Here is a 12,710-nt window from a genome sequence, read left to right on the forward strand (position 1 = left end):
AAGCTTTTGGACGGCAGCTCCGGTACTTGCGTTTTTAAACAAACCTTAGCTTGAGCGTCACTGTCCGTCCCGCAGGCAAATGCACGAGGCGGTGACGGGCTGCTTTGTCCGGTACTTCGGGCAAGCTGACTGCAGCTTCGGCATCATCGCTTGTCGCCTCTTGCAGCGCAAAGGGAAACTCCACCTCCACCGTCTGGGTCCGTGCGGAGACGAAGGATACCTCGGCGGTTCCTTCCGCCAATCCCCAAGCCATCGATACCTCCGCGCCTCCCCGGCAGCGGAGCCCCCGGAACCGGCCTTCGCGCCACGCATCCGGCAGCGCGGGCAGCAGCTTGATGACGCCGGGGGCGGAGAAGAGCAGCATCTCCTGCATGGCGGCGCTCCAGCCGAAATTCGCGTCGATTTGGAACGGCGCGCGCTTGCCTGCGACGCTGATCCCCTGCCGCCGCCAATCGTTGTGGTACGTGAACAGATTGTCGCCGAGGCAGGAACGGCTCAAGAGCTCAAGACATTCCAGCGCCCGGTTCCCGTCCCCGAGACGCGCGTACAGATTGGCCATATGGGCGAGCGACCACCCGGTTTGGTCCTGAAGCCCGATCACCAGCCGCTTCTCCACCGCCGTCCGGCACGCCTCGAACAGCTCCGGCTCGCTTCCTTGCGTAATTTCGTATCCCGGAAACAGCGGGTACAGATGGGACAAATGGCGGTGGCGGTAATTGTCCGCGAAGTCCGGATGCATCCATTCCTTGAGCGCGCCTTCTCCGTTCACCTGATACGCCGGAAGCTTGCCCAGCATCGCCCGCCATTTCGGCAGCGATTCCGCTTCGATCCCAAGCTCCTCGCACGCTTCGCACAGATGCGTCAGCACTTCCTTGGCGACGGCAAAATCCATCGTCGCGTTGATGCAGACCGCCACCGTGCCGCTGCCCTCGAACGCGCCGTTGGCGAAGTTTTCCGGCGAATTGGACGGGTAGGACTTGTAACGCCCGTTCTCATCTTCCACAAAGAAGTCCTCATAGAACAAAGCGCACTCCTTCAGAAACGGCACGGCCCGCCGCTCCAGAAACGCCCGGTCTCCGGTAAACAGCCAGTAATCGTAAAAATGCTGCGCCAGCCAGCCCGCGCCGGCGGAAAAATAGACGACGTGGGGCTGCAGGTTTTTCTTCAAGCCGGAGTCCGGGGAAGCGAACAGCGGGCTGAGAATGCCCCGGCATCCGTACCACTTGCGGGCGTTCGTCCGCATGTCGTCCAGCAGCGACTCGAAGAAGTCGAAGAACGGCAGCGCCGCCTCCGCCATATGGCCCGGCAGTGCCTGCCAATAGTTCATCTGGATATTCTCGTTGTTGAAAAAAGCGCTGCTCCACGCCGGCGCGTAATCGCCGTTCCAGACGCCTTGCAGATTGGCCGGCAGCCCGCCGGGTCTGGAGCTGGAGAGCAGCAGGTAACGGCCGTAGTCGTACATGCGCTCGATAAGCGCCGTCGGGACGATGCCGCTGTAGGCGTCGAGCAGCAGCTGCTCGTTGCCGGCGTCCGCGCCTTCGGACGCGCGCAAATCCAGCTCGGCGCGCAGAAACAGCGCCCGGTGCTCGGCCGCATGGCGCTCGAACAGCAGCGCGTAGTCCGCCGGCAGCCCGTCCAACCCGCGTAGGAGCGGGTCCAGCGCGCCCGGTCCGCCGAGCTTCGGATCGATGCGAAGCAGCACCGTAACCGCGTCGGCGTCCTCCACGTGCAGCCGCTGCTCCCGCACATAGCGGCGTCCGCCGTGAACGACGACCCGGGCGGCAGCGCCGTAAGGGTGCTTCGCCTCGGCATGCTTGCCGATCGCTCACAGCACATCGTCCCGCACGAACCGGTCGTGCGAGAATCCGCGCTCCGCCGCCGCCTCCGGGTCGTGCACGGTCAGCTCCAGCGCCGCCCGGAGCCTGCCCGCCGCCGAGCTGCGCACGGACAGCACGACCGCTTCGTCGGTGCGCGAGACGAACAGCCGCTTCGTGAAACGGACGTCGCCGTCGTTCCAGCCGACGGCAATCTCGCCCGTCTCCATATCGAGCATCCGTTCGTAGGCCTTGAACCCTTCCGCGGGCTCCAGGAACAGCTTCAGGTCGAAGCCGGGTTGGAACATGGCGGTGTTCGCGATGTAGCCGGCTTCGCGCATCAGGCCGGGGTACAGTCGGTTCGCTTCCGCATAGCGTCCCGCATCGAGCAGCGCCCGCAGCTCCGGCAGGTGAACGGACAGGTCCGGCAGCTCCTTCGTCCTGGCCCCGTACCATAACGCTTCGTGGTTGACGAGAATCGTGTCCTCCTGAATATTGCCGTACACGAGCGCGCCCAGCGTTCCGTTGCCGGACGGCAGCCCGTCCTGCCAGCGGACGGCCGGTTTGGCCATGGTCATCACATGCTTTCGGTAAGCGGTACCATCCGGGTGAAGCCGGGTTGGGCTTGTGTTCATCGTCGTTCGTCCTCCTTTGGGCTCGATGGAACAGGGATACGGATGATGCAAAAATGAATTGCTTATGAAACATTTCTGCAACGTTTCTTAATTTTTTATGCTATAATACAACGAAAGCGATAAAACGCGCAACTGCGTAATTTACGAAATAGAGTCCAGCAGAGGGGGAAGAACCATGTCCAGATTGGACGAGGTAGCCAAACGGGCGGGCGTATCCAAATCGACCGTGTCCCGGGTCATTAACAACACCGGCACCGTATCGCCCGCGGCCCGGCAGAAGGTGCAGGAGGCGATGCGCGAGCTGCATTTTCACGCAGAGGAGCTGAAGCGCTCGCCGGAAGGCAGCGCGACGATCGGCTTGATCCTGCCGTTCGGCAAGCACATTGCGAGCCATTCGTTCGGCGTCGATATTATGGCCGGAGCCGAGGAGAAAGCGTTCGAGCAGGATTATATGATTCTGATCGGCAACTCCTTCGGGGGCCGGGAGGTCGCGTTAACGACGAAGATGATAAACCGCGGCGTGGAAGGAATCATCGTGCTCAGCGGCGATCAGAAGAACCGCGAGCACGCGGAGCTGCTGGCGGCAAGCGGTATTCCGATGGTGCTCGTCGACCAGAAGCTGGAAGGTGTGGAGGCGCATTTGGTACGCGGAGACAACTTCATGGGCTCCGTCGCGCTGATGAACCACCTGCTCTCGCTCGGCCACCGGCGCATCGCCCTGCTTTCGCCGAACCGGCATTATACGCACCGGGAGCGGGTCAAGGGCTACCGCTTCGCGCTGATGGAGCAGGAGCTCCAGCTGCCGCCAAGCTATGAGGTGCTGGTTGAGAGCGGCGTTTCGTTCGAGGCGGAGCTGCGCACCCTGCTGCGGAGCGAGGATCGGCCGACGGCGGTCTATGCAGCCGATCCCGGGCACTTGGGGGTGCTGATCGGAGTGGCGAACGAGCTTCAGCTGCGCATACCCGAGGAGCTCAGCGTCGTCACGTTCGACGACACGTATGCGGCGCTGCCGGAAGGGTATGCCGACTTTTTTACGTCGGTCAATCAGTCGGGCAAGCTGATGGGGAGCATAGCTGTGGAGCTGTTGTTCCGGCAGTGGCGGGACCCGGAGCTTGGCGCGCAGGAAATCGTGCTGCCGGGCAAGCTGAACGTCCGCCGTTCGACCCAGCGGTTGTAATCGGACGGCAAGGCGCGTCCACCGAACATGCCGCGATAACCGCACCGCAGTTCAAGTTCATCCGGGGAAGGAGCTGTGACCCTTGCGCAGAAACTGGTTTCAACGGCTGCTGCTGTCGTATTTGCCCGTGTTTTTGGCGGTGGCCGCCGCCTTGATTCTTCTCTCCGTCTTTTCCGCGGGCGAGCTGGCCAAGAAGGAAGCCGTCCGCGCCAATCAGGTGTTTGCACAGCATGTAATGCAGCTCGTGGACCAGACGATGCGGACGGTCGACCGGCAGCTGATCAAGGAGATTCAGACGAACGAGAAACTGGCCAAATTCTACAAAAGCCGGGAGTCGGAGCGAACGGCGCTGGACCTGTACGAAACGTCCGGCAAGCTGCGGGAGATCATCGTCAACACGCCGTTTATCGATTCGATTTATTTGGTGCGCGCCTCCGACCGGACGGTGCTTAGTCCGCATCTGATGGCGGGCATCGAGCAGTTCGGGGACCGGGAATTCATCCGGGAAGCGTTGAACGGGACCGGCGGTAGCCGCTGGACGGACGCCCGGTCGTACAGGGAGTTCGACGATCAGGGACAGCCGGTCACCGTCGTGTCGCAAGTGCGCCAGGTGCCGCTGCTCGGCGGCGAGCAGGGAATCGTCGTCGTCAATGTCCGCACGTCCGCTATTGCAAGCGCTATCAAAGAAATGACCGAGTCCGATGTCAGCTTCGTCCGTTTGCTGGACGGAGGCGGCCAGACATTGGCGTCTTCCCAGGGGGATGGGGCGGCGGTGTTGACCTCGGTCACGTCGGAGTATACGGGGTGGACCGTCGAAAGCGGCCTGCAGGGGAACCGTTCGGCGTTTGCCGGGTTTTCGTATACGTCGCTGTGGTCTCTGCTCCATGTGGGGCTGGTCGCGGCCGGGGCCGTCTGGATCGTGCTCGTCACCCGCCGCAATTACCGGCCGATCCGCTCCATTCTGGATCGGATCGATGCTTACGCCTTGCAGCGGAACAGCGCTTTTGCTGTCGGCGGCCGGGCGGACCAAGATGAGTTCCGGTTCATCGAGACGGCGCTTGACGATCTGGTGGAACGGACGATCAGTTACCGGAAGCTGCATGAGGAGGACCTTATTTTTCGCAAGCGCAACTTTTTTCTCGAGCTGCTGGAAGGCGGCAGCCCGGTGACGGACGAGCGGTTTCAGGCGGAAATGCGCCGCTTCGGCATGCCGGAGCGAATCGCGGGCTTGGCGATGGCCGTGGTCGAGATCGACAAATACGCCGAGCTGTGCAGCCGGTACAGCCAGCGCGATCAATATTTGCTTAAATTCGCGCTGAGCAGCGTCATCGCCGAAATTGCCCAGCAATCCGGTCTTCCGGCGTGGATGGAATGGACCTCGAACCGGGAGCTGAGCGTCCTGCTGCATCTGCCCCCGGAGGCGGAGGATATGGGAGCTGCCGTGCGCATGTTCGAGAACGTGAAGCTGTGGACGAACCGGCATTTGTCGTTTACGGTTACGGTGGGGCTCGGTACGCCGGCGCTGCGGCTGGACGAGCTTCCGGGCTCGCACGCCGAAGCGCTGGAGGCGCTGAAATACAAATCCGCGTTCGGAAGCAACCGGATTATCAATGCTGCAAGCATTCGGGCGAAGTCGCAGGGCGAGGTGTACAAGCATTTGCAGCTCATGCGTGCGATCGCGCAGCGGTTCCGTGCCGGGGAAGCCGGATGGGAAGCGGAAATGAACCGGCTGTTCGCCGAACTGAAGGAAGGGGTGTTTTCCGCAGACGACGCGTTGGCCGTTCTGCATTCGCTGATCCATCATCTGCAGCGCGAAATGACGGAGCTTCCGCCGGAATTCGGCCGGCTGTGGAACGACGATACGCTGCCGGAGCTGCACCGGGTGATGGAGCAGTCGGATACGCTGGACGAATGGCGGGAAAGGTTCGCCGCCATTTTGAGCGCAAGCGCCCGGCGGATGGAGGCGATGAGAACGGTGCGCACGAACCATACGGTCATGCTGCGGATGAAGGACTGCATTCACGAGCAGTATGCGAACCCGAATTTGTCCCTGACCTTTTTGGGAAGCGAATTGAACGTCAGTCCGAAATACTTGAGCCAAATCTTCAAGGAGGAATTCGGCGTGAATTTCCTCGATTACGTATCGGAGCTGCGGATCCGGGAGGCGAAGCGGCTGCTGACGGAATCGGAAGAGACGGTGCAGGATATCGGGGTCCGGGTCGGGTATCCGAGCGTCCGGTCGTTTTTGCGCGTGTTCAAGAAAGCAACCGGCGTGACGCCCGGGGAATTCCGCAAGAAATAGTGGGCCAACGGCGTCGAAACAGAAAAATGACCGCTGCACGGAAAAATGTCCCAATCCCCGAAGCATCGGCAGCACCGCGCGTTTTCGCCCGTTCGGCGGAAAAACGCAACCTCGAAGAATACTGTCCATTGTGCCGCAGCGCCCGGCCGGGGTACATTCGTTTCACTACACGAAAGCCGAGGTGAATCGATGGAACAGTCTACGCATCCCGCGCCGATCTCGCTGGAACGCAGCAAGCAGGTCGCACGGCTGCAGCGCAGCCGAACGTTCAGACGCAATGTCCCGCTTCTCCTTATGTTTCTCCCGGTCGTTGCGTTCTACGTGGTGTTCAAGTACATTCCGATGGCCGGAGTTGTTATCGCTTTCAAAAGCTACAATTTCGCCGACGGTATCTGGGGAAGCCCGTGGGTCGGGCTGAAAAACTTCCAGCTGCTGTTCAACAATCCGAAGTCGCTGCTCATTATCCGCAATACGTTGATGCTCAGCCTGCTTCATATTGTGGCCGGGTTTCCGTTCCCGATCCTGCTGGCGATTATGCTGAACGAAGTGAAGAAGACGTGGTTCAAAAAGTCGGTGCAGACGCTCGTCTTTTTGCCGCACTTCTTATCGTGGGTCATCGTGGGCGGCATCATCGTGACGGTGTTCTCCCAGCAGTCGGGCGTGATCAACCATTGGATCGCCCAGTGGTTCGGGCAGCCGTTTCCTTTCTTGTACAACGAGACGTCATGGGTGGCGATCTTCATCGGCTCGGGCATTTGGAAAGAAGCGGGCTTCAGCGCGATCATTTATTTGGCGGCACTGTCCACGATCGACCCGAGCCTGTACGAAGCGGCCAGCATCGACGGCGCAAGCAAATGGCGGCGCATCTGGCACGTGACGCTGCCCGGCATCTCGCCGACCGTGGTGCTGATGCTGATTTTGGCGATGGGCAAGGTGATGGAGGTCGGGTTCGACCCCGTGTACACGCTGCAAAACTCCGTCGTCGCCGATGTATCCGAAGTCATCAGCACGTATATTTATACGCTCGGCATTCAGAAGGGCGAGTTCAGCCTGACGAGCGCGATGGGCTTGTTCGAATCGGCGGTCGGGCTGATGCTGGTGGTCACTTCGAATGCGATTGCCCGGCGGTTTAACCGGGGACTATGGTAACGGCAACTGTATTTTAGATGGAGGAGGCTGTAAGGCGATGAAACCTGCGACCGGAGAAAAATGGTTCCTGGCCGTCAACGCGCTGCTGCTGTTGATTGCCGGCTTGAGCTGTCTGCTGCCGCTGCTGCATATCGTGTCGGTGTCGCTCAGCGACCCGCATGCCGTTATGTCCGGCGCTGTGACCTTGTGGCCGCAAGGCTGGACGCTGGAATCGTACGGCCTGCTGCTTCGCGGCTCGAAAATCGTGAGCGCTTTCACAAACAGCGTCGAGCTGACCGTCGTCGGCGTCGCGCTGAGCATGATCTTCACGACGATGGCCGCTTATCCGCTGTCCCGGCGTTATTTTTACATGCGGCGGTTTTGGACGCTGGCGATCGTGTTCACGATGCTGTTCAGCGGAGGCCTGATCCCGGGCTACCTGCTGCTGAAGCAGCTCGGTCTGATCAATACGTACGGCGCGATCTGGCTGCCGGGTCTGGTCAGCACGTTCAACATGCTGATCATGCGGACGTATTTCGAAGGCATTCCCGAAGAACTGGACGATGCGGCCCGGATGGACGGCTGCGGGGAATGGCGCTATTTGCTGCGGATTGTGCTGCCGCTGTCCGTGCCGGTGATCGCGACGCTGTCGATTTTTTATGCGGTCGGGTATTGGAACTCATTCTTCCAGGTACTGATGTATATCAACCAGACGAGCAAGTTCAATCTGACGGTGCTGGTGCAGCAGATGATCCAAAGCCAGTCGCTGATGCAGGAGATGAACGCCAGCGACATGCAGGCTTTTATCACCCCGGAGGGGATCAAAACGGCCGGCATCGTCGTCATGGTGCTGCCATTGCTGCTGGTGTATCCGTTTATGCAAAAGTATTTTATCAAGGGCGTCATGATCGGCGCGGTGAAAGGCTAGCGGTACGGAGGGAAAATACGAAAAGGGGGCTGGCAAAATGAGTACACGCAGAGGGAAGAAGCGGTGGAGCGCCGGCATGGCGTTCGGATTGGCGGCGACGGTTGTCGTGGCAGGCTGCGCCTCGCCGGGAGCCGGAGGAAGCGGAGGGGCCGGGAACGGCAAGAAGCCGGAGCTGTCCGCGACGATTTACGACCGGGGGGCCGTTCCCCAGAACGAGGGCACGATTGAGAAAAACCGTTGGACCGATTGGATCAATACGAACGGTCCGGCCAACGTCACGTTCGTCGCCATTCCGCGCAACGAAGCGACGCAGAAGCTGACGACGCTGTTCGTGTCGGGCAGCGCGCCGGACCTGGTGTTCGAGTTTTCCTCCGTGCTGCGGAGCCAGCTGTATGCGCAGAAGCAGCTGATGCCCGTGGACGAGATGATCGAGAAGTACAGCACGACGTACAAGGCGCTGCTCGAAAAGTATCCGGTGCTCAAGACGGTGGCGAAGATGCCCGACGGCAAAATGTATGCGTTCGGCAAAGTCAACGGCCTGCAGACGAACCACGCGCTCTATATGCGCGCGGACTGGCTGAAGAAGCTGAACCTGCCGGTGCCGAAGACGACCGACGAGCTGTTCGAGGTGCTCAAGGCGTTCAAGGAGAAAGACCCGGATGGCAACGGGAAAGCCGACACGTACGGCACGTCGCTTGCCTATATTACGAATCAGGTGCTGAATGCGATGTTCCAGAACTCGAAATGGGTCGTGGAGGACGGCAAGCTTATCCATGACTGGGAGCGGGCCAAGGCGGCGACGGCGTTCAAGAAGCGGCTCTATGACGAAGGCATCGTCGATAAGGATTATTTGACGGATAAAGCCGGACAGAAGGCGCAGCAGGACTGGGTGAACGGGAAGCTCGGCATGTGGGGCGGACAAACAGGCGGTCCCGGATGGCTGCAGGTATACGAATCGCTGAAGAAAAACAACCCGTCCGCCGAGGTGATCGTCATTCCGCTGCCGAAAGGGCCATACGGCCAGTTCAGCCCGATCATCAACAACCCGGTGCAGCTCACCGCGATGGTGAATGCGCAGGCCAAAAACCCCGAGGCGATCATGAAATACGTCGACTTCATCTCCTCCGAGCAAGCCGGGAAGACGCTGGGCTACGGCATCGAAGGCACGCACTATACGACGGGCAAGAACGGCTGTCCCGCTTTTGTCGACAAGGACAAGGCGAAGGAAGTGACTTATGCGAGCGACTACCGGATGCTGTACTCCCCGGTGCTGGAAGGGAAGTGCGGCAAATACGCGGAAACGCTGAATCTGGACAACAAGACCGAGAAGGAATATTACGACCTGTTAAAAATGGCCGATGAGGCATACTTGACGCCGGAGCGTCCGATCGCCGACATCACGAACCCGGAGCATATGCCGACGCTGCCGCAGGACCTGCAGCTCATCTCGACGAACACGGACAAGATCATCAACGATCTGTGGATCAAGGCCATTGTCAGCGGCCCTTCGTATACGCCGGAGCAAGCGATGGCGGAAGCGAAGAGCACGTGGGAGCAGGCCGGAGGCAAGCAGGTCGACGACTGGTATGCCAAGTGGTATGCGGAGAACAAAGACACGGCGCTGCTGAAGGATAAGCTGTACGAGTTTAAGTAATCTGCGCGATGGGCCTTGGGAGGATGCTCCTGGGGTCTTTTTGTCTACCATTTTACAGGAAAATACAGTATGATAAGTGTAACCAAGCTATATAGGTGGTATGTTCTTATGAAACCTAAAGCATTGATTACCGCCATGTGCGTATCCATTGCGACCGTAATTCTCATCTTGTTTATGTATGATTACCTGGGTCGGCGTGCTGCCGACGCGCTTAATTCGCAAGGGGAGGGAGCGGAAAGGCTCAATATCCGGCAGCAATTTTTGCAAGAGCTTTCTTCGAAGGAGCAATTGTCTCAAGCGTCCGTTCAACAAATCTCGGGACACTACGATGTCAAAGTAAAAGATTATTATGTAAAGGTGACTTACAAAGACGAGCCGGATGTCGTTTATGTTTACGATAAAAACGCCAAGGAAGTATTCGTCCTCACGCATATTTTAGCCGAAGGCGCAAGCAAACCGGACGACCCCTTTAAGCACAAGCATCGCTTTTCGCCGGTTCCTTAAACGGTAAACCTATGCATCTCGCGGGCTATCTGTAAAATTTAGAATTAATTAACATCAAATATGTCATGATGAAGGGGACTCCGGACAAACAATCGGACAGCATGGCTCGGCGAAGGAGGATGACGAGAGGAGGAACCTGAGCAATGGTATTGATCAATTGTCACAAGTGCAATCGGGTTATGGTGGATGAGCTGGGGGACGGGACGCTGAGAATCCGCACCCGGATTTTGCTGGCCCGGCTGAACGGGACGGGCGTGCAGGCGGTGTGCCCGCAGTGCAAGAAGGACGTGCTGCTGCCGTTCGATTTGATGCCGCAGCACAAGCGCGAAGCTTCTCACGCTTGGGAGATGCGTTAACCGGGCTTCGCCGTTCGACAGCAGCCGGGCGCGTTCGCGCAGCTTCACGAATTATTCACATGGGCAAAACATTGCGATGACAATGGCTTGGTACAGTAAAAACAGATCGAATATCGGAAAACGATGGTGCGACAAAGTCTTCGGGACGGCCATGAATTACTGGCGCGACCCGGGACTTTTTTGTCGTTTCCGGCTGTACCGGGCTGCCTGCGGGCGGCGGTTTTCCGATGGATACCGGGAGGTGGGACAAGCGTTCGGCAGCGAGCCTCTGTGACGATTAGCGGAAGGGGCGAGGCGAAACCGACGGAAAGGAAAGCGCATCTGCCTTGCGAGGAACGTGACGATGGAATTGCCCGAGAGCCGACATTCGGGCGCCTGTGCCTCCGGTCAGTCAGAACGGTAGACGACCATCTTGCAGCCATGCAGCGACAGCGTTTCAAGCGTTTCATCCATTCCATTACCCGGGAGGAAATCGATTATGAAAATGAACAAATTGCTGAGCAAATTGGTACTCGCTTCCGCCGCTTTCGCACTTACAACGACGGTCAGCCAGCTTCCGCTGGGAACGATCGGTATCCAAAAAGCGCATGCCGCCGTCGTCACCATCGCGTCGGCCAAATCGCAAATCGGTTCGACCGTTACCGTCGAAGGGATCGTTACCGCCAACAACACCGCAATCGGCGGAGGCAAGCTGTCTACGTTTATCCAAGATGCTACAGGCGGTATCAACGTATTCGCACAAGACGTAACTCCGTTCCTCCCGCAGCTGGTCGAAGGCGAGAAAATTCAAGTCACCGGCCAAATCACCACGTACCAAGGGTTGACGGAAATCGTCCCGACGACCATTACCCGCGTAAGCACAGGCAATCAGGTACCCGCTCCGCAGGTGATTCCGTTCTCCACTTTGAATAACGGCGCTCAAGCCGAGCCGCTTGAAGGCAAGCTGGTTAAAGTGAATCAAGTCTATATCGGCGCACTGCCGACCGTCCAAGCCGGCGGCGGTTACAATATTACGATCTATGACAACAACTACAATTCGTCCACCCTGCGCGTCATGAACGACACAGGCATTTTCTCCGGCCTGCAGGCCAACAAATGGTATGAAGTGACAGCGATTCTCGGCGAGTACAACAGCTACCAGCTCGTTCCGCGCAAGCCTGCCGACGTTTCGCTGCTGGCGTCCCAGCCTCCTGCTCCGGTACCGGCCACGAAGCCTATTGCTACGGCTAAAAATTTGACAGGTCAAGTCGTTACGGTTGAAGGCACGGTTCTTGCCAACAACTCTGCGATCGGCGGCGGCAAAATCTCGACTTACATCCAAGATGCCACAGGCGGAATCAACGTATTCGCCGCCAATCCGACGGGCTATATCAACCTGGCGGAAGGCGACAAAGTGCGCGTAACCGGTACGATCACGGTATACAACGGGCTGACGGAGATCATCCCGACTTCGGCGGCTACCGTTACGAAAACGGGTACGGCTCCGATGCCGGCAGCTGTGACCAAAACCGTTCCGGAATTGACGCAAGCCTCTGCGGCCGAGCCGCTCGAAAGCACGCTGGTGAAGACGGTCAAGGTAAAAATCAACAGCCTGCCGACCAATCCGGCCGGCGGCGGCTACAACATCACGGCGGTTGACGCGAACAACAACTCGATTCTGCTGCGCGTCATGCAAGCCACGAACATTTACCCGACGCTGCAAACCGGCGTATGGTACGATGTAACGGGCGTATTGAGCCAATACAACAGCTACCAATTGGTCCCGCGCAAAACGGCTGACGTTGTCGTTTCTCCATAATCCTCACCTACAAAAGCAGGGGATGATAATAATCCCACGAGATGGTTGAGAAGCCTTAGAAGTAGAAAATCTCATATAAATAGAGGTGGGGTATATCCCGTAAGAGTTTACGTCCGCCTTTGAAACCTGTGAAAATACCGCTAATTCGAATCAAATTCACAGGTTTCAAGAGCGGGTGGAGGGATATATCCAACCAGCGTATGCCGAGGAGTTCTACGCGCAGCAGGGTTTCATCAATCACCCGGAGATGGACTTTCCGGCTTTCATTGTGACGTTATTGATGCACAGCGCTCACGATTTGGGTCGTTATAGAATTGAACCTGCGAGACTCCTGGCAAAGCTGTCGTACTAGCTCTTAGAGATGTCAGACGAAAAGAAGAGGAACAAAATGACTGGAGCCTACCGATGCCTGTA

Annotated in this window: 10 protein-coding genes; 8 read left to right on the forward strand and 2 right to left on the reverse strand. The window is 58.5% G+C overall.

What is annotated here, in order from left to right; translation table 11 throughout:
* Positions 1-34: 34 nt before the first annotated feature.
* Both QJ48_RS30120 and QJ48_RS30125 read right to left on the reverse strand, forming a co-directional pair.
* Entirely contained in the window at positions 35-1,747 is a 1,713-nt protein-coding gene (locus QJ48_RS30120; RefSeq protein ID WP_054977048.1) for a glycosyl hydrolase family 95 catalytic domain-containing protein, read from the reverse strand.
* Positions 1,748-1,825: 78 nt separating this feature from the next.
* Positions 1,826-2,449: a glycoside hydrolase N-terminal domain-containing protein gene (locus QJ48_RS30125; RefSeq protein WP_054977049.1), complete on the reverse strand. Its 624-nt coding sequence runs from the start codon at positions 2,447-2,449 to the stop codon at positions 1,826-1,828.
* Between the two features lie 175 nt (positions 2,450-2,624).
* On the opposite strand from QJ48_RS30125, the gene QJ48_RS30130 reads away from it, so the two are divergent.
* The 8 genes from QJ48_RS30130 to QJ48_RS30165 all read left to right on the forward strand — a co-directional run bounded on the left by QJ48_RS30130 (position 2,625) and on the right by QJ48_RS30165 (position 12,296).
* A complete protein-coding gene (locus QJ48_RS30130) occupies positions 2,625-3,626 on the forward strand; it encodes a LacI family DNA-binding transcriptional regulator (RefSeq protein ID WP_054977050.1) in 1,002 nt (333 codons plus the stop codon).
* Between the two features lie 82 nt (positions 3,627-3,708).
* A complete protein-coding gene (locus tag QJ48_RS30135; RefSeq protein ID WP_054977051.1) occupies positions 3,709-5,928 on the forward strand; it encodes a helix-turn-helix domain-containing protein in 2,220 nt (739 codons plus the stop codon).
* A gap of 189 nt (positions 5,929-6,117) precedes the next feature.
* Positions 6,118-7,077 (forward strand): sugar ABC transporter permease, encoded by a 960-nt coding sequence (locus QJ48_RS30140; protein ID WP_054977052.1) that lies wholly within the window; start codon positions 6,118-6,120, stop codon positions 7,075-7,077.
* Between the two features lie 37 nt (positions 7,078-7,114).
* Positions 7,115-7,984 carry a carbohydrate ABC transporter permease gene (locus QJ48_RS30145; RefSeq protein ID WP_054977053.1) on the forward strand — a complete coding sequence of 290 codons (870 nt, stop codon included), beginning with the start codon at positions 7,115-7,117 and terminating at the stop codon, positions 7,982-7,984.
* A gap of 37 nt (positions 7,985-8,021) precedes the next feature.
* Positions 8,022-9,638 (forward strand): extracellular solute-binding protein, encoded by a 1,617-nt coding sequence (locus tag QJ48_RS30150; RefSeq protein WP_063858202.1) that lies wholly within the window; start codon positions 8,022-8,024, stop codon positions 9,636-9,638.
* 108 nt (positions 9,639-9,746) lie between these two features.
* On the forward strand, positions 9,747-10,142 hold the full coding sequence (locus QJ48_RS30155; protein WP_054977054.1) for a DUF3139 domain-containing protein: 396 nt from the start codon (positions 9,747-9,749) through the stop codon (positions 10,140-10,142).
* 143 nt (positions 10,143-10,285) lie between these two features.
* Positions 10,286-10,498, forward strand: coding sequence for a hypothetical protein (locus QJ48_RS30160; RefSeq protein ID WP_054977055.1), 213 nt, complete (start codon positions 10,286-10,288; stop codon positions 10,496-10,498).
* 478 nt (positions 10,499-10,976) lie between these two features.
* Positions 10,977-12,296 carry a DUF5689 domain-containing protein gene (locus QJ48_RS30165; protein ID WP_054977056.1) on the forward strand — a complete coding sequence of 440 codons (1,320 nt, stop codon included), beginning with the start codon at positions 10,977-10,979 and terminating at the stop codon, positions 12,294-12,296.
* The last annotated feature ends 414 nt before the right edge of the window (positions 12,297-12,710 follow it).

This window comes from Paenibacillus sp. A3 (assembly GCF_001399685.1).
Taxonomy (GTDB): Bacteria; Bacillota; Bacilli; order Paenibacillales; family NBRC-103111; genus Paenibacillus_G.